The organism is Bradyrhizobium dasycarpum, assembly GCF_042019905.1.
GTDB lineage: Bacteria > Pseudomonadota > Alphaproteobacteria > Rhizobiales > Xanthobacteraceae > Bradyrhizobium > Bradyrhizobium japonicum_B.
Window position 1 is genome coordinate 6,447,777 of sequence record NZ_CP169574.1, and the last position, 21,344, is coordinate 6,469,120.

General features: G+C 66.4%; 13 protein-coding genes, 1 other RNA gene and 4 pseudogenes. 14 read left to right on the plus strand and 4 right to left on the minus strand.

Annotated elements, in window-relative coordinates:
• Positions 1-18: 18 nt before the first annotated feature.
• Positions 19-1,424 (plus strand): annotated as a pseudogene (locus tag ACETMP_RS30775) (MATE family efflux transporter).
• A 45-nt stretch (positions 1,425-1,469) separates the two neighbouring features.
• Here ACETMP_RS30775 and ACETMP_RS30780 read toward each other — a convergent pair.
• Both ACETMP_RS30780 and ACETMP_RS30785 read right to left on the minus strand, forming a co-directional pair.
• Positions 1,470-2,213: a sulfite exporter TauE/SafE family protein gene (locus tag ACETMP_RS30780; RefSeq protein ID WP_028138086.1), complete on the minus strand. Its 744-nt coding sequence runs from the start codon at positions 2,211-2,213 to the stop codon at positions 1,470-1,472.
• A 172-nt stretch (positions 2,214-2,385) separates the two neighbouring features.
• A complete protein-coding gene (locus ACETMP_RS30785) occupies positions 2,386-3,756 on the minus strand; it encodes a PLP-dependent aminotransferase family protein (protein WP_375159078.1) in 1,371 nt (456 codons plus the stop codon).
• A gap of 49 nt (positions 3,757-3,805) precedes the next feature.
• Between ACETMP_RS30785 and ACETMP_RS30790 the strand changes: the two genes are divergently transcribed.
• Both ACETMP_RS30790 and ACETMP_RS30795 read left to right on the plus strand, forming a co-directional pair.
• Positions 3,806-4,270 (plus strand): DUF983 domain-containing protein, encoded by a 465-nt coding sequence (locus ACETMP_RS30790; protein WP_375159079.1) that lies wholly within the window; start codon positions 3,806-3,808, stop codon positions 4,268-4,270.
• Positions 4,271-4,337: 67 nt separating this feature from the next.
• Positions 4,338-5,051 carry an alpha/beta fold hydrolase gene (locus tag ACETMP_RS30795; protein ID WP_375159080.1) on the plus strand — a complete coding sequence of 238 codons (714 nt, stop codon included), beginning with the start codon at positions 4,338-4,340 and terminating at the stop codon, positions 5,049-5,051.
• Positions 5,052-5,231: 180 nt separating this feature from the next.
• On the opposite strand, the gene rnpB is transcribed toward ACETMP_RS30795, so the two are convergent.
• Together rnpB and ACETMP_RS30805 are read right to left on the minus strand one after the other, a co-directional pair.
• Positions 5,232-5,660, minus strand: an RNA gene (gene rnpB, locus ACETMP_RS30800) — RNase P RNA component class A.
• 167 nt (positions 5,661-5,827) lie between these two features.
• Positions 5,828-6,607 carry an N-acetylmuramoyl-L-alanine amidase gene (locus ACETMP_RS30805; protein WP_375159081.1) on the minus strand — a complete coding sequence of 260 codons (780 nt, stop codon included), beginning with the start codon at positions 6,605-6,607 and terminating at the stop codon, positions 5,828-5,830.
• A gap of 527 nt (positions 6,608-7,134) precedes the next feature.
• Here ACETMP_RS30805 and rsmH point away from each other — a divergent pair.
• From rsmH to murB, 11 genes and pseudogenes are all read left to right on the plus strand, one after another.
• Positions 7,135-8,123 (plus strand): annotated as a pseudogene (rsmH, locus tag ACETMP_RS30810) (16S rRNA (cytosine(1402)-N(4))-methyltransferase RsmH).
• Positions 8,124-8,126: 3 nt separating this feature from the next.
• Positions 8,127-8,519: a hypothetical protein gene (locus tag ACETMP_RS30815; protein ID WP_028138080.1), complete on the plus strand. Its 393-nt coding sequence runs from the start codon at positions 8,127-8,129 to the stop codon at positions 8,517-8,519.
• Positions 8,516-10,259: pseudogene (locus tag ACETMP_RS30820) on the plus strand (peptidoglycan D,D-transpeptidase FtsI family protein). The gene ACETMP_RS30815 and the pseudogene ACETMP_RS30820 overlap by 4 nt, the downstream one beginning before the upstream one ends.
• A gap of 86 nt (positions 10,260-10,345) precedes the next feature.
• Positions 10,346-11,818, plus strand: a complete 1,473-nt coding sequence (locus ACETMP_RS30825; protein ID WP_375159082.1) for a UDP-N-acetylmuramoyl-L-alanyl-D-glutamate--2,6-diaminopimelate ligase — start codon at positions 10,346-10,348, stop codon at positions 11,816-11,818.
• Entirely contained in the window at positions 11,815-13,194 is a 1,380-nt protein-coding gene (murF, locus tag ACETMP_RS30830) for a UDP-N-acetylmuramoyl-tripeptide--D-alanyl-D-alanine ligase (protein WP_375159083.1), read from the plus strand. Before ACETMP_RS30825 ends, murF begins: the two co-directional genes overlap by 4 nt.
• 163 nt (positions 13,195-13,357) lie before the next feature.
• The gene (gene mraY, locus ACETMP_RS30835) at positions 13,358-14,461 is read left to right on the plus strand and encodes a phospho-N-acetylmuramoyl-pentapeptide-transferase (protein WP_375159084.1); all 1,104 of its coding nucleotides are present in this window, start codon (positions 13,358-13,360) and stop codon (positions 14,459-14,461) included.
• 142 nt (positions 14,462-14,603) lie between these two features.
• Positions 14,604-16,004: a UDP-N-acetylmuramoyl-L-alanine--D-glutamate ligase gene (gene murD / locus ACETMP_RS30840; protein ID WP_375159085.1), complete on the plus strand. Its 1,401-nt coding sequence runs from the start codon at positions 14,604-14,606 to the stop codon at positions 16,002-16,004.
• Positions 16,005-16,235: 231 nt separating this feature from the next.
• Positions 16,236-17,386 (plus strand): annotated as a pseudogene (gene ftsW / locus ACETMP_RS30845) (putative lipid II flippase FtsW).
• A 129-nt stretch (positions 17,387-17,515) separates the two neighbouring features.
• Entirely contained in the window at positions 17,516-18,601 is a 1,086-nt protein-coding gene (gene murG, locus ACETMP_RS30850; RefSeq protein ID WP_375162034.1) for an undecaprenyldiphospho-muramoylpentapeptide beta-N-acetylglucosaminyltransferase, read from the plus strand.
• 184 nt (positions 18,602-18,785) lie between these two features.
• Positions 18,786-20,189 carry a UDP-N-acetylmuramate--L-alanine ligase gene (gene murC / locus ACETMP_RS30855; protein WP_375159086.1) on the plus strand — a complete coding sequence of 468 codons (1,404 nt, stop codon included), beginning with the start codon at positions 18,786-18,788 and terminating at the stop codon, positions 20,187-20,189.
• Between the two features lie 205 nt (positions 20,190-20,394).
• On the plus strand, positions 20,395-21,315 hold the full coding sequence (gene murB, locus ACETMP_RS30860; protein ID WP_375159087.1) for a UDP-N-acetylmuramate dehydrogenase: 921 nt from the start codon (positions 20,395-20,397) through the stop codon (positions 21,313-21,315).
• Positions 21,316-21,344: the final 29 nt, after the last annotated feature.

Genomic DNA, 21,344 nt, shown 5'->3' on the forward strand with positions numbered 1-21,344 from the left:
CGTCAAGGATGGAACGACATGAAAGACCTGACGAACGGCTCCATCGTGAGACACATCCTGGCCATGGCCCCTCCGATCATGGTCGGCATGGTCACGATCATGATCTGCCAGCTGGTCGACCTCTACTTCGTGTCGGGCCTCGGCGATGCCGCGGTCGCCGGCGTTGCCGCGGCCGGCAATGCCGGCTTCCTCGTCAACGGGCTGATGCAGGTGCTGGGCGTCGGCGCGGTGGCGCTGATCGCGCATGCCGTGGGACGCAAGGACCGGGCGGATGCAAACCTGATCTTCAACCAGGCGATGGTGCTGTCGGTGCTGTTCGGACTGTTGACCCTGGTCGCAGGTGCCGCGCTGTCGCGTCCTACATGCATTCGATCGCGGCGGACCAGGCCACGATCGAGGCCGGGACCACTTACCTGCTGTGGTTCATGCCAGCGCTGGCGCTGCAGTTCGCGACCCAGGTGATGGGTTCGGCGCTGCGCGCCACCGGTATCGTTCGTCCCGTCATGCTGGTGCAGACGCTTGCCGTGGTCATCAACATCGCCTTGGCGCCGGTTCTGATCACGGGTTGGGGCACCGGCCATGCGCTCGGCGTTGCCGGCGCAGGGCTGGCGAGCTCGATCGCGGTCGCCGTCGGCGCGCTGATGCTGCTTGTCTATTTCTGCAAGGTCGAGCGCTATGTCGCTTTCAGCGCGGCGCAGTGGCGGCCGCAGCCGCGCCATCTCATGCGCGTTCTCGACGTCGGCCTGCCGGCCGGCGGCGAGTTCGCGATGATGTTCATCTTCATGGCGGTGGTCTATTACGTGCTGCGCGATTTCGGCGCGGCGGCGCAGGCGGGATTCGGCATCGGGCAGCGCGTGCTCGGCCTGATCAACATGCCTGCGCTCGCGGTGGGGCTGGCGGCCGGGCCGATCGCCGGCCAGAACGTCGGCGCAGCCAACGCTGCGCGCGTGCGGGAAACTTTCATCAAGACCGCTTTGATCGTCTCGCTCGTGATGGCCGGCTTCATGATCCTTGCGCAGGTGAGGCCCGAGTTGCTGCTCGGCGGATTCTCGAAGGATCGCGAGACCATGGAGATCGCCTATCTGTTCCTGCGGATCATCTCGCTCAATATGATCGCGCAGGGGCTGATCTTCACCTGCTCGAGCATGTTCCAGGCCCTCGGCAACACCAAGCCGGTGCTTTTGACCTCGGCGACGCGCGTGTTCACCTACTCCCTGCCGGCGATCTGGCTCTCGACGCTGCCGGGCTTCCGCATGGAGCACGTCTGGTATCTGTCGGTCGCGACGACCACGTTGCAGGCCGGCTTGAGCCTGTGGCTGTTGCGCCGCGAGTTCAATAAGCGCCTGACGTTGGCGCCGAAGGAGAGGACCCCGGAGCAAGATGGCCCCGAACCCGTCTCGCCTTTCGTCCGCGAGCCAGTGTGACGGCAGCTTGTTCCTTGCGTTGCGTTCGCTGGAAGGACGAAAGAGCTAGAGCGCGCCGAGACTGTTCCAGACCAGGGTCAGGCCGGACAGAAACAGCAGGCCGAGCACGACATCGCCAAAATGCTTGTCGTTGAGGGCATGGTAGACGCGTGCGCCGGCCCAGGCGCCGATCAAGGTACCTGGAAAGGCGACCAGCGCGAGCCAGACCACTTTGAGCTCGACGAGACCCGATGCGGTCTGCAGCACCAGCGCGGTGGCCAGCACTGTGAAGTTGAAGAGCTGGAAGATGCCGCGCCGCTCGTGCTTGTTCCAGCCGCGGATGTTGGCCCACAGGATCGGCAGCGGACCCGACAATCCGGCAAGGCCGCCCAGGATGCCGCCGGCAAAGCCGATCGCGCCGTCGGCGATGCGGCCGCCGAACGTGATCGCGAGCGGCCTCTTATTCAGATACATCGCGCTCGAAAAGATCAGAATTAGAATGCCGACGCTCAGCTTGAACACTTTAGGATCGGCCGAGGCGACCATCATGGTCCCCAGCGGCACGCCGATCAGCCCTCCGATCAGGAACGGCCAGACCAGCGAGAGGTCAAAGCTCTTCCACATCGACGGCAACGTCGATGTCTGCGCGATCACCGAGCAGATCAGCACCAGCGGCACCGCGAGCGAGGGCGGCAGCACGTAGAGCCAGATGCCGAGTGCCATCAGTGCCGTGCCGAACCCTGCCAGCCCCGAGACGAAGCCGCCGGCCAATGCGCCGAGGAGCAGCAGGACGTAGGTGAGCATTTCCAACGGATTGTCCTTCGCCGCGGCGATTCCGAATTATCGATCGCCGCCGCCCGCATAGCACGCTTGATGCCGTGCAAGTCAATCCATCCCGCATGCAAGCGTGATCTGCGGCGCGTCGGGCTTTCGCGAAGGGCGGCGACGATCGTGCGCTGCGGCCATCGCCCTCGTCGATGGTCTAGACGATCTGCCTGGTGTCGGCGGGCTTCTGCAGCGCGCCGACCAGGATGCGCAGCGCTTCCGTCAATTCAGATCTGTTCCGGGCCGCCCCCAGCGAGACGCGGGCCGCGTGCGGCGGCATCCCGCCGACCGTGAAAGCATCGGCGGCGACGACCGCAAGTCCGTTCCGCAGGAGATCTGCGGCGACATCGGGCCGGCGCTCGGGCAGCCGTAGCCATAGATGATGCGCTGCCGGCCTCGCCAGGAATTGGAAGCCCTTCAGCGTGCGTTGCGCGAGTTGCTGCCGGCCGATTGCTTCGTTGCGAATGGCGGTGATGATGCGATCGGCAACGCCGGTCTCGATCCAATGCGTTACCAGTGCGACCATCAGCGGCGCCGGCATCTGCACGGTCGCCTGCAGAGACGTGCGCATCTGTCGCTGCGCGTCGCCGTCGGGCGTCACCAGATAGGCAACGCGCAGCGCCGGTGCGATGCATTTCGACAGCGTGGTCGCCAGATACGTCCGCTCGGGAATGAGATTGGCGATCGGCGATGCCGAGCGGTCGAGCAGGCCGTAGGCGTCGTCCTCGATCAGGATCGTGGCGGCGTCGCGGATGATCTTTGCGAGGGCGTCGCGGCGCTCGGGAGAAAGCGTCGCGGTGGTCGGATTGTGCAGCGTCGGAATGAGATAGACAGCTTTTGGCCGGTGCACGCGGCAGGCCTTGGCCAGCGCATCGGGCAGGATGCCGCCATCATCCATGGCGATCCCGACGAGCCTGATGCCGAGCTGCACGGCTGCGGCCCTGATGCCGGGGAATGTCAGCGCCTCCGTCAGCACGATATCCCCGGGCTTCGCGAGGTGCGCGAGCAGGTTGAACAGGATCGTCTGCGCGCCGGGAAAGACCACGAGCCTGTCGGCATGCGCGTGCGGCACCCGCGCGCGCAGCCAGCGCGCCGCGACCTCGCGCTCATGCGCGCTGCCGCCGGGCGGCTGGTAGTTGAGATACGCCGTCAGGCCCGATTGCGCGCGGATGGATTCCAGCCCGGCGATGATGCGTTCGTCGAGCTGCGCCTCCAGCGGATGCGGCGGCACGTTCATCGACAGATCGATCGCGACGGGATGCGGCAGGTCGACCGCGCGGCGCGCGCTGGTCTCCGACACGAACGAACCCTGTCCGACCCGCGCCTCCATGATGCCGCGGCGCCGCGCCTCGGTGTAGGCGCGCGTCACCGTGGTGAGATCGATGCCGAGGGCTTTCGCCAGCGCGCGCTGCGTCGGCAGCTGCTGGCCGCGCACCAGCCGGCCGGCGGCGATGTCCGCCTCCATGGCCTCGACGATGCGCTGGTAGCGCGGGCCTGACAGCTCCGAGATTGTGGGGATCCAATCCATGCAATTCAGGCCCCTATCCTTTGAATGTATGGATACGTCCTATTATTGTATGGGTCGTCGAAAAGAAAGAGGTGTGGTCATGGCGGCCGGTTCAGTCTCTCTGGGGAAGGCGATGTGGCGCGGCTTTCGCGGCAAGTGCCCGAATTGCGGCGAAGGGCATCTCTTCGGCCGTTTCCTGAAAGTCGCCCCCAGTTGCGATCATTGCGGCGAGGAGCTGTTTCACCAACGTGCCGACGACTTTCCGGCCTACCTCGTGATGGTCGTGGTCGGCCATCTCGTGGTGCCGGCGATCCTCGCGGTCGAGACCGCCTATGCGCCGCCGGAATGGTTGCAGCTCGCCGTGTGGCTTCCGGTGACGCTGTTCGCCTCGCTCGCACTGCTGCAGCCGACCAAGGGCGCCATCGTGGGGCTGCAATGGCAGCTCGGCATGCACGGCTTCGAGACGGGCAAGCTGCGGCGCGAGGCGGGCGAGCTCGCGCCTGGGCTGGTGAAGGCGGACGCCCGCGCCGCCTGAGGCGGCGTTTACATCGCGCGACCGGTCGCTACACTCCATCGTCGAAACAAGAACGATGGAAACGCCGATGGCCGCACGCGCGAAGACCTTCCTGCTCTGTCATGGCGCATGGTCCGGCGGATGGGCCTGGAAGAAGATGCATCCGCTGATGGCTGAGGCCGGTCATCGCCTGGTGGCTCCGACTTATACGGGCCTCGGCGAACGCGCGCATCTCGCCAGCCCGGCGATCGATCTCGACATGCACATTCAGGACATCCTCAACGTCATCAGATTCGAGGATCTCGACGACATCGTGCTGCTCGGTCACAGCTACGGCGGCATGGTCGCGACCGGTATCGCCGACCGCGCCCGCGAGCGCGTGAGGCAGCTGATCTATCTCGATGCTTTCGTGCCGCGCGACGGCCAGTCGCTGTTCGACCTCAACGAAAGCGGGCGGGAGCCGATGCGAAGGGCAGCAGCTGCTGGCGACGGTTATCGCATTCCGCCGAACCCGCCGCCGCCGGATACGCCGCAGGCCGATCTCGACTGGCTGAACGCGCGCCGAGTGCCGATGCCGATCAAGTGCTTCGAGACGAAGCTGAGGCTGGAGCACGGCGAGCCGGCGATGCCGCGCAGCTACATCTATTGCACGCGCATTCCGCCGGGCGACGTGTTCGGGCAGTTCGCCAAGCGAACGAAGCACGAGGACGGCTGGCGCTATGTCGAGCTCGACGCGAGCCACGCGCCGAATGTCACGGCGCCGGAGGCGTTGATGGGTGTGCTGAAGAAGATCGTCGCCTGACTTTCGCTCGTCATTCCGGGGCGTGCGCAGCGAGAACCCAGAATCCATTCTTCCACTAACTCTGCCGCGCGATGGATTCCGCGCTCGCGCTTCGCGCGCCCCGGAATGACACCGGTGGCGGTGCGGTCGGCCAGAGATGGTGAGGGGCCCGGCGCGTTGGCGCCGAACCCCTCGTTGCAAGATATCAGCCGGCCTGTAAGCCGGGTTCTGTAGGGCACCGCCCGCTTGCGCGGACAATACGTGACGGCCATTCCTCTGGGACCGTGTTTGCACACGGCCTCGAGCAACCTACCCGGACAGCGGGCCTGACATCGCCCCGCGGCGTTATCGCTTTCGCGAACAGCCCGCTACGCCGTCCCTATTCGGTTTTGCTCCCGGTGGGGTTTGCCATGCCGGCTCCGTTGCCGCAGCCGCGGTGCGCTCTTACCGCACCTTTTCACCCTTACCGCGCCGAAGCCCAAAGGGCGAAGGCGGGCGGTTCGTTCTCTGTGGCACTTTCCCTGGGGTCACCCCCGCCGGACGTTATCCGGCACCGCATGTCAAGGGAGCCCGGACTTTCCTCCCCGGCGGCCTTTCGGCACTTGCCGGAGCGGCCGTCCGGCCGACTGACGAGTCATGCATGGGGCATTTGTGACGGTCCCGTCAAGCGAGATCGCGGAGCGCACGGTCTGCAATGACGAAGCGTCGCCAGCTGGGTCCCGGCTCTGCACAGCAGCGCAAGTGCGCTGCAGTGCGTCCGGGACACGGGACGCGGCGATGGCGTTTGCGTCTCGTCGTCACGAGGCGACGGTCGTCCCTTCCGGCGGCAGGCTGGCCAGCAGCGCCTGCAACGTCGACAGCGTCGAGTGGTCCGCGACGCCATCGAGCCGCGCCGGGCGGAAATGGCGCTGGAAGGCCGTGACGACCTCCATGGTCGCGGCGTCGTATTTGCCGGTCAGCGGCACGCCGTAGCCGTATCTGGCGAGCGCCTGCTGCAGGCTCAGCACCTCGTCGCTGATGGTGCCGAGCATCAAGGTCTCGCCGCGCACGACAGGGGCGGGCGTGACCCAGTGACCGACGCCGGAATTGGCGAGCGAGTGCCACGGAAACTTCTCGCCGGGGTCCTTCTTGCGCGCGGGCGCGACGTCGGAATGGCCGAGCACCCGGTGCGACGGCACCTTGCGGCGGAGCATGATGCCGCGGCACAGCGCGATCACGGCCGCGATCTGGCGCAGCGGAAACTCCGGATAGCCCCAGTCATGGCCGCGATTGACGATCTCGATGCCGATCGAGCAGGAGTTGACGTCGTCCTCGCCGGCCCAGGACGACACGCCGGCGTGCCAGGCGCGCTTGGTCTCGGGCACGCATTGCACGATGCGGCCGTCCTCCAGCACGACATAATGCGCCGAGACCTCGGTGCCGGCCGTGCACAACCGCGCCAGCGCGCCCTCGACATCGGGCATGCCGGTGTAGTGCAGCACGATCATATCGGGCTGCCGTCCCTTGTTGCGCTCGCCGTAATTTGGCGAAGGGATAATGTCGGAGACGATCGAGGAGTCCGGCTCGAACGTCCGCATGTTCGCCGCGGCCTTGGGAACCGGGAGGACGCGCTGGCGCTTCGAATCAGTTCTAGATGGTGTGGACGAACCGGACGGCGGCATAGACAACTCAGGTTGGACGCGAATGGGCCAAGCCCTTCTCTTTACTATTCCTTTACCCTCCACCGCACGCAATCGCGCGGCGCGGTTAACGGATGCATTTTGCGCGTGTGTGTGGAAGAAGCATCACCGCCGCTTCACCTTTGCGACTTGTAACGAGCCGATCAACGCTTTCTTAACGCTAAGGGCCGTTACTGAGAGATGAAGAGCCGACCCGCGTCCGGAGGCGGCCAAAGCGTATTTTGGCTCGAAATCCCATGGCTGCCCGACACATTCCGCTGGGAACACTCGGTCTGCGGCCCGGGACGACCGGGCTCGGTAACCATGCCGGACTGGGGCTTTGTCGTCGTGGAACCGCCGCGACGCGGAATGATTCGAGGCGTTATGGGCTTGTTCGTCCCCGATCTCGCTTGGACGTCAGGCAGGGCCTTCGGCGGGCGTGGCGCATGAGCCCGGCCCCGCACATTCCCGTTCTTGGTCGCGAGGCCATCGCCCATCTCGCTCCGCGCGAAGGCGGCATTTATGTCGACGCCACGTTTGGTGCCGGCGGCTATAGCCGTGCGATCCTGGACGTGCCGGGAACCCGGCTCATCGCCATTGATCGCGACCGCACGGCGATCGCGAGCGGCGCCGAGCTGGCCGAACGCTCCGCCGGCCGGCTGATCCTCGTCGAGGACCGCTTTTCCAATCTCGCCGATGTCTGCGCGGCACAGGGCTTCGACACCGTGGACGGCGTCGTGATGGATGTCGGCGTCTCCTCGATGCAGCTCGACCAGGCCGGCCGCGGCTTCTCGTTCCGCCTCGACGGTCCGCTCGACATGCGGATGGGACAGTCAGGGCCGACCGCAGCCGACGTCGTCGCGCGTGCCTCCGAAGGCGATCTCGCCGACATCATCTATCAGCTCGGCGAGGAGCGGCATTCGCGCCGCATCGCCCGCGCCATCGTGGCCGACCGGCAGGAGACGCCGTTCACGACCACGCGCGCGCTCGCCGATCTCGTCGCCAGGGTCGTGCGATCGAAGCCCGGGGAGATTCACCCGGCGACGCGGACGTTCCAGGCGCTGCGCATCTTCGTCAACGAAGAGCTGGAAGAACTTCAGGCGGCGCTCGCTGCGGCCGAGCGCGTGCTCAAGCCGGGGGCCGCCTCGTCGTGGTCTCGTTCCATTCGCTTGAAGACCGCATCGTCAAGAATTTTCTCTCCGAGCGCTCGAAGACCGGCGGCGGCTCGCGGCATCTGCCGGAGCTGGCGCAAGTTGCGCCGAGCTTCCAGCTGCTGACGCGGCGGCCCATCGTCGCCGGTGACGACGAAGTCGCGCACAATCCGCGGGCGCGTTCCGCGAAATTGCGCGCGGCCGAACGCACCTCGGCGCCGGCGCATCAGGATGGCGAGCAATCGTCCTGGCCGAAACTCTCCGACGTGATCAGGGGCGGGTAGCGCATGCGCATCATCCACCTCATCGTCATCGGCGCGCTGATCTTCGCGGCGGCCTATGTCTACCGGATCAAGATGGACTCCACCGCGCGCACCGAGAAGGTGCTGCGGCTGCATGCGGAGATCCGCGAGCAGCGCGACGCGATCGCGGCGCTGCGGTCCGAGTGGGCCAAGCTCGACGCGCCGCAGCGGCTGCAAGGGTTGTCCGACCGGCATCTGCAGCTCAGGCCGGTCAACGGCACGCAATACGATTCGCTGAAGAACCTGCCGGAACGTCCGCCGCGGATGTTCAGGCCGGGCGAGCCCGATCCGATCGGGGCCATGCTCAACACCATCGAAGCCGCCAGCGATCCTGACAACGTGACGGGCTCCGTGCCTCAGCCCGAGGACAAGCAATGAGCGTTGCGACTCCGGCCAAATCTGCAGAACCCTGGCGGCAGCGTCTGATCCGCAGCCTGCTGTACGGACGCAACGTCGACCGCGCCGTAAAGGCGCGCGCACGCGTCGGTCTCGCCATGCTCGCCTTCGCCTTGGTCTACGCCCTGATCGGCGGCCGGCTCGTGATGTTCGCGATCGGCGCCGATGCCCACAGTGCGCGTCGCGCGGCCTCGCAGGAGGTGGTTGCGACCGCGCGGCCCGACATCGTCGACCGCAACGGCGCGATCCTCGCGACCGACGTCAAGACGGCGAGCCTGTTCGGCGAGCCGCGCCGCATCATCGACAAGGACGAGGCGATCGAGCTTCTCACCGCGACCGTGCCCGACCTCGACGAGGCCGAGGTGCGCGAACGCCTGAGGACGCGCAAGGGCTTCGTCTGGCTCAAGCGCGAGGTCACGGCGCAGCAGCAGCAGGCGATTCACAAGCTCGGCATTCCCGGCATCGGCTTCCTGCGCGAGAACAAGCGCGTCTATCCGACCGGCAACGAGGTCGCCCACCTCATCGGCCTCGTCAACATCGACAACCAGGGCATCGCCGGCATGGAGAAGTGGCTCGACAATCAAGGGCTCGCCGATCTCCATCGCGCCGGATTCGCCACCGACCGGCTGCAGAAGCCGATCGAGCTCTCGGTCGATCTGCGCGTCGAGCACGCGCTGCGCGACGAGCTGCTCAAGGCCAAGGACAAGTTCCACGCCAAGGCCGCCTCCGGCCTCGTCTCCAACGTCAAGACCGGCGAGATCGTCGCGATGGTGTCGCTGCCGGATTTCGATCCCAACAATCCGAAGGAAGCGCACGATCCCGACCGCATCAACCGCCTGACCACCGGCGTCTACGAGATGGGTTCGACCTTCAAGGCGTTCACGCTGGCGATGGGGCTGGATTCCGGCAAGATCAATCTGAACTCGATGTGGGACGCACGCGGCAACCTGCACTACGGCAAGTTCACCATCCACGACAGCCATCCGCTCGGGCGCTTCATCAACACCAAGGAAGTGTTCACCTATTCCTCCAACATCGGCGCGGCACGGATTGCGCTCAACCAGGGCGTCGAGGCGCACAAGGCCTTCCTCGCCAAGCTGGGGCAGCTCGACGCGGCTGCGCACCGAGCTGCCGGAAAGCGCGGCGCCGCTGGTGCCGCGACGCTGGGGGGAACTGAACACCGTCACCATCGCGTTCGGCCAGGGCATGTCGGTGGCGCCGCTCCAGGCGGTGATGGGCATCAACGCGCTGGTGAACGGCGGCCATTTGATTCCGCCGACCTTCATGAAGCGCAGCGAATCCGAAGCCGCGGCGCTGGCCAAGCGCGTGATCAAGCAGGACACCAGCGACAAGATGCGGTTCCTGATGCGGCTCAATGCCGAAGTCGGCTCGGCAAGAAAGGCGGACGTCAAGGGCTATTATGTCGGCGGCAAGACCGGCACGTCCGAGAAGGTCATCAACGGCCGCTACGCCAAGAAGCGCGTGCTCAACTCGTTCACCGCTATCCTGCCCTGCGACGACCCCAAATATCACGTCCTGATCATGCTGGACGAGCCGCAGGCGTTGCCCGAGACGCATGGTTTCATCACTTCGGGATGGAACGCGGTGCCGACCGGCGGCAAGGTGATCGAGCGGATCGCGCCGCTTCTGGGCGTCGAGCCGCGGTTCGACCTGCCGCCTGCGGAGCGCCTTATTCTTGCAGCATCCAGGACAACCCAGTAATCAACGGGGTAGGCTTTTCGCCGCGGCTGAGTCGAGGCTTTTCCCCCGGATTCGGCTTTTCGGCAAGGCATGTCGACTGGAAGACCATGAAGCTGCGCGACCTCCTAGGTCAGGATATTCTGGGCAATGACGCTGCGATCGAGCCCGCTGCCGCCGCGCTCGAGGTGACCGGCCTTGCGCTCGACAGCCGCGCGGTCAAACCGGGTGATGTCTTCTTCGCGCTGGCGGGCAGCAAGACCGACGGCGCGCGCTTCATCGATGCTGCGATTGCCGCGGGAGCCGTGGCTGTGGTCGGTGACCATGCCCCTGATGGCAGCAAGGTGCCGTTCGTCGCGGTTGCCAATCCGCGGCGCGCGCTGGCGCTGGCCGCTGCCAACTTCTTCCCCGCACAGCCGGCGACCATCGCGGCCGTGACCGGCACCAGCGGCAAGACCTCGGTCGCAGCCTTCACCCGCCAGATCTGGGAGCGGCTCGGGCATGCCGCCGCCAGCATCGGCACCATCGGCCTCGTCTCGCCCAAGCGCGCCATCTACGGCTCGCTGACCACGCCGGATCCGATCGCGCTGCACCGGCAGATCGACGAGATCGCGCGCGAGGGCGTCACGCATCTCGCCTTCGAGGCATCGTCGCACGGGCTTGATCAGTACCGGCTCGACGGCGTGCGCGTCTCCGCCGGCGGCTTCACCAATCTGTCGCGCGACCACATGGATTACCATCCGACCGTCGCACATTATCTCGCGGCCAAGCTCCGGCTGTTCCGCGAACTGGTGCCGCCCGGCGGCGCGGCGGTGATCTCGGCCGATCATGATTGCTCGGCAGAGGCGATCGACGCGGCGAAGGCACGCGGCCTCCGCGTGATGGCGGTCGGCCGCCGCGGCGACGGGGCGGGTGAGGGCATCCGTCTCGCCGACGCCGCGGTCGAGGGCTTCTCGCAACGGCTGACGCTCGAACATCGCGGCAAGCGCCATGCGATCCGGCTGCCGCTGGTCGGCGAATTCCAGATCGAGAACGCGCTGGTGTCGGCCGGTCTTGCAATCGGCACCGGCAGCGATGCAGCCGACGTGTTCGCAAGCCTGGAGCATCTCGAAGGTGCCAAGGGACGATTAGAGCGCGTCGGCGAGCGCAACGGCGCGCCGATCTTCGTCGACTATGCGCACAAGCCCGATGCGCTGGCGAAGGCGCTGCAGGCGCTGCGGCCCTATGCCAAGCGCCGGCTGGTGGTCGTGTTCGGCGCCGGCGGCGACCGTGATGCCGGCAAGCGCCCGATCATGGGCGAGATCGCGGCCGAGAATGCCGACGGCATCATCGTCACCGACGACAATCCGCGCAGCGAGAAGCCGGAAGCGATCCGCGCCGCGATCCTCGCCACCGCCAAGGGCGCCCGCGAGATCGGCGACCGCGCTGCTGCGATCCGCGCCGCGATCGAGGAATTGCAGGCGGGCGATGCGCTGCTCATCGCCGGCAAGGGCCACGAGACCGGGCAGATCGTCGGCGGAGAGGTCTTGCCCTTCAGTGATCACGAGGCGGTCGCCGCCGCATTAGCGTCGAGGATTGCATGAGCGCGCCGATATGGACGGTTGCCGAAGTGGCGCGCGCGCTGGGCGCGGACGGATCTTTCCCGGACACCCCGATCGATTTCGTCACCCAGGACAGCCGCCTGGTGAAACCGGGCAGCCTGTTCGTGGCGCTGAGCGGCACGCCGAGCGGCGGCTTCGTCTCGGCCTTCGCCAGCGCGCGTGACGGCTGGGAATTCGCCGACAAGGCGGAAGCCGCAGGCGCGGTCGCGATGATCGTGCCGCACGACATCGCGGGCATCAGCATTCCCCAGATCGTCGTCAAGGACACGCTGATCGACGGCCTTTGGGCTCTCGCACGCGCTGGGCGCGCGCGTTTCAAGGGGCCGGTGATCGGGCTCACCGGCAGCGCGGGCAAGACCAGCACCAAGGAGTTTCTGGCGGCCTATCCGAACGCCTATGCCAGCCCTTCGAGCTTCAACAATTTCTGGGGCGTGCCGCTGACGCTGTGCAACGCGCGGCCCAACGCCAGCCTCTGGGTCGTCGAGATGGGCATGAACCAGAAAGGCGAGATCGCGCGGCTCAGCGAATTGACGCGGCCGACGGTGGCGCTGGTCGTCAACGTGCAGCCCGTGCATCTGGAAAAGCTTGGCTCGCTCGAAGCTATCAGGCACGAGAAAGTCTCGATCGCGCTCGGCTTGCCCGAGGACGGCGTGCTGGTGCTGCCTGCGGGACTCAAGGCGTCCGAATGGAAAGGCAAGGTCGTGCGCTTCGGCGAGCACGCCGAGGTGCATGAGGTCGCGCACGCGCCGCATGGCGAGAGCTGGCAGGTCGTGGCCATGATCGGCAAGAAGGAGATCGCCTTCAGCCTGACGCCGGGCGCGCCGCACCGCGTGCAGAATGCGCTGGCCGCGCTCGCCGCGATCCGCGCGGCCCATCTCGATCCGGCGACGCTCGCGATCAAGCTCGACCGTGTCGGCATCATGACCGGCCGGGGCGTCGAGCAAGCGGTCGGCGGCGTCACCGTGATCGACGACAGCTTCAACGGCAATCCGGCCAGCGTTGCTGCCGCGCTGCAGAGCCTTCAGGCCCGCCACATGAGCGGCGGCCGCCGCATTGCGGTCCTCGGCGACATGCTGGAGCTCGGCGAAGATGCGCCAGACTACCACACCGCCCTTGCCAAGCACCTCGACGGGATCGACGGGGTCTATTGCGTCGGCCCCCTGATGCGCCACCTCTGCGATGTGCTGCCGTCAGGCAAGCGCCTCGGCTGGCACGATGATCCCGCCACGCTGAAGCCGGGCGAGGTCGCAAATCTGCTGCAGGCAGGCGATGTCGTGGTTGTCAAGGGCAGCAAGAAGATGTTCTGGGTCAACAAGTTTGTGCCCGGCCTGGTGGCCGCCTTGCAGGCAAAGGCGTAAACTGCTTGGAAGGCGCCGTTCCCGAATCCCACCCTTTGCGGCGCGAACCGTCCGGTTTCCCTGGGGCGCGCGACCCGTGATGAAGACAGCGAATGCGCGTGAGGCACGTTGAAGCCAATATGCAGGCCAAAACCGCGTGCATTGGCGCGATAGGACCGACTGAATGTTTTACTGGCTGATCGAGCTCTCCAACACATTTCCGGGCTTCGGTGCCGTCCGCACCTTCCTGAACGTCTTCCGCTACATCACCTTCCGCACGGGCGGCGCGGTGGTCACCGGCGCGCTGTTCGTGTTTCTGTTCGGGCCCTGGATCATCGACCATCTGCGCATCCGCCAGGGCAAGGGCCAGCCGATCCGGACCGACGGTCCGCAATCGCATCTCGCCAAGAAGGGCACGCCGACGATGGGCGGGCTGATGATCCTGTCCGGCCTCACGGTCGGCACCGTGCTGTGGGCCAATCCGCTCAACCCCTACGTCTGGATCGTGCTGGCGGTGACGCTCGGCTTCGGCTTCGTCGGCTTCTATGACGATTACCTCAAGGTGACCAAGCAGACCACGACCGGGTTCGGCAGCAAGCTTCGCCTCCTGATCGAGGCGGCGATCGCGCTGGTGGCCTGCTACGCGCTGGTGCGGCTGAACCGCGACCCCGCCTCGACCGCGCTGACGATTCCGTTCCTGAAGGACACCGTGCTGCATTTCGGCTGGTTCTTCGTCGTCTTCGGCGCCTTCGTCATCGTCGGTTCGGGCAACGCGGTCAACCTCACCGATGGTCTCGACGGCCTCGCCATCGTTCCGGTGATGATCGCGACCGCGAGCTTTGCGATGATCGCCTATCTCGCCGGCAACGCGGTGTTCGCCGAATATCTCCAGATCAAATATGTCGCCGGCACCGGCGAGCTCGCAGTGCTCTGCGGCGCGCTATTGGGCGCCGGCCTCGGCTTCCTCTGGTTCAACGCGCCGCCGGCCTCGATCTTCATGGGCGACACCGGCTCGCTCGCGCTCGGCGGCATGCTCGGCGCCATCGCGGTCGCGGTGAAGCACGAGATCGTGCTCGCCGTGATCGGCGGATTGTTCGTGCTGGAGGCCGTCTCCGTCATCGTGCAGGTGGTGTCGTTCAAGCTCACCGGCAAGCGCATCTTCCGCATGGCGCCGATCCATCACCATTTCGAGCAGCTCGGCTGGACCGAGCCGCAGATCGTGATCCGGTTCTGGATCATCTCGGTGATGCTGGCGCTCGCCGGCCTGTCCACGCTGAAGCTGCGGTGATGATGGTCGCGGTGATCCAATTTTGCCGTCATTCCGGGGCGACGCGTCAGCGTCGAACCCGGGATCTCGAGGTTCTCTGGTGCGCAATTGCGCACCATAGTTCTCGCTCCGCGAGCCCCGGAACGACCGAGATGGAGTCATCATGATTCCGGTCACATCCTTCGCCGGCAAGACCGTCGCGGTGTTCGGCCTCGGCGGCTCGGGGCTCGCCTCCTGCCACGCGCTGAAAGCCGGTGGCGCCGAGGTGATCGCGGCGGACGACAATGCCGAGAACGTCGCCAAGGCCGCGCAGGCCGGATTCATCACTGCCGATCTGCGCAGCGTGTCCTGGGCGAATTTCGCGGCCCTCGTGCTCGCGCCCGGCGTGCCGCTGACCCATCCGGTGCCGCATTGGAGCGTGTTGAAGGCGCGCGAAGCGGGCGTCGAGGTGATCGGCGACATCGAGCTGTTCTGCCGCGAGCGGCGGCGGCACGCGCCGGATGCGCCGTTCATCGCCATCACCGGCACCAACGGCAAGTCGACCACGACGGCGCTGATCGCGCATCTCACCAAGGTCGCCGGCTACGACACCCAGATGGGCGGCAATATCGGCACCGCGATCCTGTCGCTGGAGCCGCCGCGCATGGGCCGCGTCCACGTCATCGAGATGTCGTCCTACCAGATCGACCTCACGCCGTCGCTCGATCCCTCCGTCGGCATCCTGCTCAATGTCAGCGAGGACCATATCGACCGCCACGGCACCATCGAACACTACGCCGCCGTGAAGGAGCGCCTCGTTGCCGGCGTGCAGGACGGCGGCACGGCGATCGTCGGCGTCGACGACGGCTTCTGCCGCGACATCGCCGACCGGCTCGACCGTGCCGGCAAGAACGTGGTGCGCATCTCCGTCAAGAACCCGCTGGCGAGCGGCATCTATGTCGAGCATGGCGACATCGTGCGTTCTTCCGGCGGTGCCCGCAGCGAAGTGGCAGCGCTCGGCGGCATCGGCTCGCTCCGTGGCCAGCACAACGCGCAGAACGCGGCGTGTGCCGCCGCCGCCGCGCTTGCGATGGACATCAGCTTGGAGGTGCTGCAGAACGGCCTGCGCAGCTTTCCGGGCCTTGCGCATCGCATGGAGCAGGTCGGCCGCCGCGGCAACGTGCTGTTCGTCAACGATTCCAAGGGCACCAACGCGGACGCCACCGCGCATGCGCTGTCGTCATTTTCGGAGATCTTCTGGATCGCCGGCGGCAAGCCCAAAGCCGGCGGGATCACTGGCCTGACCGGTTTCTTCCCGCGCATCCGCAAAGCCTATCTGATCGGCGAGGCCGCGCAGGAGTTCTCGGGAACGCTGGGCACGCAGGTGCCGCACGAGATCAGCCAGACGCTCGACGTCGCGGTCGAGCACGCCGCGCGCGATGCGGAAGCCTCGGGCCTTGCCGACGCCGTCGTGCTGCTGTCGCCGGCCTGCGCCTCCTTCGACCAGTACCGCAATTTCGAGATCCGCGGCACCAGGTTCCGCGAACTGGTGCAGGCGCTGCCAGGTGTGAAGCCGGTGGTGTGAGCGGTCTCGTGTCCCGGACGCGGTGCGGCACGAAGTGACGCTCCGCAGAGCCGGGACCGAGAAAATTCTCGGAAGGTATCCGAAAGATGGGCCCCGGCTCTGCAGCGCACCGCAAAAGGCGCTGCGCTGCGTCCGGGGCACGAGACTCTTCAAAACTTGAACAAGCTATTAACCCTCCGGTAACCAACCTCGGCGACCAATGAACGGACCTCCGTCCGAAAGCGGCCGCCCATGCTCTCCCGTGAAGAACGCACCCCCTTTTCCGAGTGGTGGTGGACCGTCGACAAGCCGCTGATGGGCGCCATCGTGGCGCTGATGCTGACCGGGGTGATCCTGTCGCTGGCGGCAAGCCCCCGGTTGCGACCCGCATCGGGCTCGAGCCCTTCCACTTCTTCAGCCGCCACGTGCTGTTCCTGCTGCCGTCCTGCATCGTGCTGCTCGGAGTATCCTTCCTGTCCCCGCGCTCGATCCGCCGCAGCGCGCTGATCATCTTCGCGATCAGCATCGTCCTGATCGTGCTCACTCTTGCAATCGGTCCGGAAGTAAAAGGCTCGCGGCGCTGGATCACGCTGCTCGGCGTCAACATCCAGGCTTCCGAAATCGCAAAGCCGTCCTTCGTCGTGATCGCGGCATGGCTGTTCGCGGAATCGACCAGGCGCCCGGAGATGCCGGCGACCACGATGGCACTGGTGCTGCTCTTGATGCTGGTCGCGCTCCTGGTGATGGAGCCCGACTTCGGCCAGACCATGCTGGTCCTGATGGTGTGGGGCTCGCTGTTCTTCATTGCGGGCATGCGCATGATCTGGGTGTTCGGTCTCGCAGGCCTCGGCGCCGCCGGGCTGTTCAGCGCCTATCTGTTCGTCCCGCACGTGGCGGGGCGCATCAGGCGCTTCATGAATCCGGCCTCCGGCGACACCTTCCAGGTCGATACCGCCATGGAAGCCTTTTACAACGGCGGCTGGTTCGGGCTCGGGCCCGGCGAGGGCATCGCCAAGCGCAGCCTGCCGGACAGTCACACCGACTTCGTGTTCGCCGTCGCTGCCGAGGAGTTCGGCATCATCCTGTGCCTTGCCATGCTGGCGCTGTTCGCCTTCGTCGTCATCCGCACGCTGTCGCGCGCCTATGCCAATGAGGACATGTTCTCGCGCTTCGCCGCTTCGGGGCTGGCGATCCTGTTCGGCGTGCAGGCGGCGATCAACATGTCGGTCAACCTCCAGCTCATCCCGGCCAAGGGCATGACGCTGCCGTTCATCTCCTATGGCGGCTCCTCGATCGTGTCGCTCGCCTATGGCGTCGGCATGATGCTGGCGCTGACGCGCCTGCGCCCGCGCACCGAGGTCGAAGCCAGCGGCCACGCCGAGGCGATGCGCAGTTACGCTTAGCTCGTCATTGCGAGGAGCGAAGCGACGAAGCAATCCAGGCTGTCTCCGCGGAGGGATTCTGGATTACTTCGCTGCGCTCGCAATGACGGCTGAGACACTGTAAAACTCCTCCATTATGGACAACTCCCCCTGATTCTTCTCGCCGCGGGCGGCACCGGCGGCCATCTGTTTCCGGCCGAGGCGCTCGGCGTCGAATTGATCCGGCGCGGCTATCGCGTCCGCCTCGTCACCGACGAGCGCGCGCTGCGCTATAGCGGGCTGTTCAGCAAGGACATGATCGACGTCGTGGCCAGCGAGACCGCGCGCGGCCGCAATCCGCTGCAACTCGCCTATGCCGGCTTCACGCTCGCTGCCGGCACGCTCTCCGCGTATCGCCTGATCAAGCGCTTGAAGCCCGTCGCCGTCGTCGGCTTCGGCGGCTATCCGACGCTGCCGCCGCTGGTCGCGGCGAAATTCGCCGGCGTGCCTGGGATCATCCACGACGCCAACGCGGTGCTCGGCCGCGCCAACCGGTTCCTGTCGAGCCATGTCCGCGCCATTGCGACGTCCTTGCCCGGTGTGCTCGACCGCGATCCCGCGCTGGCGGCCAAGACCACGACCGTCGGCACGCCGATGCGGCCGGCGATCCTCGCAGCCGCTGGGGTGAAATATGCCGCCCCCGAGGTGAACGGCCCGCTGCGCCTGCTCGTCGTCGGCGGCAGCCAGGGCGCGCGCATCATGGCCGACATCGTGCCCGGTGCGATCGAGCGGCTCGAGCCGGCGTTATGGGATCGCCTCGTCCTCACCCAGCAGGTACGCGAGGAGGACATGAGCCGCGTGCGCGCGGTCTATGACAAGCTCAAGATCAAGGCCGAGCTCGCGCCGTTCTTTACCGATCTGCCGGCACGGCTTGCCTCCAATCATCTCGTGGTATCGCGCTCCGGTGCCGGCACGGTGGCCGAGCTCGCGGCGATCGGCAGGCCCTCGATCCTGGTGCCGTTGCCCGGCTCGATCGACCAGGACCAGTTCGCCAATGCCGGCGTGCTGGCCAAGGTCGACGGCGCGATCCGTATCCCGCAGACCGAGTTCACCTCCGACCGGCTGGCGTCCGAAATCTCTGCCTTCGCCGCCGAGCCGGCGCGCCTCGCCGCCATGGCGGAAGCGGCCCGAAGCGCGGGCCGGCTCGATGCGGCCGAGCGGCTTGCCGATCTCGTGGTCAAGGTCGCGGGGGTATAACACCCGTCATTCCGGACGGTACGCGAAGCAGACCGATCCGGATCTCGAGGTTCCGGGTTCGCTCGCGGTGCGAGGACCCCGGAATGACCAAAAATGCCCCTTGTCATGCCCCGCGAAAGCGGGGCATCCAATAGCCGACGCCGCTTGATTTGAATCTCAGGCTTCGCGACGTCAAGGAGATCCCATGAGACTGCCGCGCGAGATCGGACCCATCCACTTCGTCGGGATCGGCGGGATCGGCATGAGCGGGATCGCCGAGGTGCTGGTCAATCTCGGCTACGCCGTGCAGGGCTCGGATGCCTCCGACAATTACAATCTCGACCGGCTGCGCAAGAAGGGCGCGAAGGTTTCGGTCGGCCACAAGGCCGAGAATATCGACGGCGCCGAGGTGGTCGTGGTCTCCACCGCGATCAAGCGCGACAATCCGGAACTGATGGCGGCGCGCGAACGTCGCATTCCCGTGGTGCGCCGCGCCGAGATGCTGGCCGAGCTGATGCGGCTGAAGAGTTGCGTCGCCATTGCCGGCACGCACGGCAAGACCACGACGACCACGATGGTCGCGACGCTGCTCGACGCCGGCGGGCTCGACCCCACCGTGATCAACGGCGGCATCATCAATGCCTATGGCTCCAACGCGCGGCTGGGGGCCGGCGACTGGATGGTGGTCGAGGCCGACGAGAGCGACGGCACGTTCTTGAAGCTGCCGACCGATGTCGCCATCGTCACCAATGTCGACCCCGAGCACCTCGATCACTTCAAGACCTTCGAGGCCGTGCAGGACGCCTTCCGCCATTTCGTCGAGAACCTGCCGTTCTACGGCTTTGCCGTGATGTGCATCGATCATCCCGTGGTGCAGAGCCTCGTCGGCAAGATCGAGGACCGCCGCATCATCACCTACGGCGAGAATCCGCAGGCCGATGCGCGGCTGGTCGATCTCACCGCGGGCGGCGGCGGCTCGAAATTCAAGGTCGTGATCCGCGACCGCAAGGCCGGCACCCTGCACGAGATCGCCGACCTCGCGCTGCCGATGCCGGGCCGGCACAACGCCTCGAACGCGACGGCGGCGATTGCGGTCGCGCATGCGCTCGGTGTGTCGGACGAGGCGATCCGCAAGGCGATGGCCGGCTTCGGCGGCGTCAAGCGCCGCTTCACCAAGACCGGCGAGTGGAACGGCGTCACCGTCATCGATGATTACGGCCATCACCCCGTGGAGATCGCAGCCGTACTGAAAGCGGCGCGCGATTCCTACGCCGGCAAGGTGATCGCCGTGGTGCAGCCGCATCGCTACACCCGCCTGCAGTCGCTGTTCGAGGAATTCTGCACCTGCTTCAACGACGCCGACGCGGTCATCGTTGCCGACGTCTATGCCGCCGGCGAAGCGCCGATCGAGGGTATCGACCGCGATCATTTCGTCGACGGCTTGCGCGCCCATGGCCATCGCGAGGTGATCCCGCTGCCGGCGGCATCGGAGCTCGCGGGCATCGTCAAGGGCGTGGCGAAGCCGGGCGATCTCGTCGTGTGCCTCGGCGCCGGCAACATCACGCAATGGGCGTATGCATTGCCCGGCGAATTGAAGGCGTTGGGGTAGGGCGGTGATTTTGATTTCGCTGTTCGCCATGAAGCACACTGCGCTCCCTCCCCCTTGTGGGGGAGGGTGGGGGAGAGGGGTAGCCACGAACTCCGACCTCGCTTGGGGCTACGCCCCTCCCTGACCCTCCTCCACAAGGGGGAGGGAATAGAAGCAATGCGCCTGCCTTGCACGAGCTAGATTTTCGCGGAGGCGGCGCGGTCGCATGAGCTTCCCCGACATCACGCCCTCGCTCAAAGCCGCGATGCCCGACCTTCGCGGCCGGCTGCTCGCCAATCAGTCGCTCGCCGAACTGACCTGGTTTCGCGTCGGCGGTCCGGCACAGGTGCTGTTCACGCCGGCGGACGAGGACGATCTGGCTTACTTCCTCGCGCACCTTGCTGCCGACATCCCGGTTTACGTCGTCGGTGTCGGCTCCAACCTCATCGTGCGCGACGGCGGCATCGCGGGCGTGGTGATCCGCCTTTCGCCGCGCGCCTTCGGCGAGGCCAGCGCGAGCGGCGATGTCGTCACCGCCGGAGCGGCCGCGCTCGACAAGCGGGTGGCGGAAGTGGCGGCGTCCGCCAATATCGGCGGGCTCGAATTCTACTTCGGCATTCCCGGCACGATCGGCGGCGCCTTGCGCATGAATGCGGGCGCCAATGGCGGCGAGACCAAGGACGTGCTGATCGAGGCGAGGGGCGTCGGGCGCGACGGCACCAAGCACGTATTCTCCAATGCCGACATGAAGTTCGTCTACCGGAGCAGCGGCGTCGATCCTTCCATTATCTTCACCTCCGCGCGCTTTCGCGGTGAGATCAGGGACGCGGAAGCGATCCGCGCGCGCATGGTGGAGGTGCAGAGCCATCGCGAAACCGCGCAGCCGATCCGCGAGAAGACCGGCGGCTCCACCTTCAAGAATCCGCCCGGCCATTCCGCCTGGAAGCTGGTCGACGCCGCCGGCTGCCGCGGCCTGCGCGTCGGCGGCGCGCAGGTCTCGGAGATGCACTGCAATTTCCTGATCAACACCGGCGATGCCACCGCGCACGACATCGAGACGTTGGGCGAGACCGTGCGCGAACGGGTGAAGGCAAGTTCCGGGATCGAGCTACACTGGGAAATCAAGCGGATCGGGATTCCGATTTAACAGTCATTCCGGGGCGCGCGAAGCGCGAA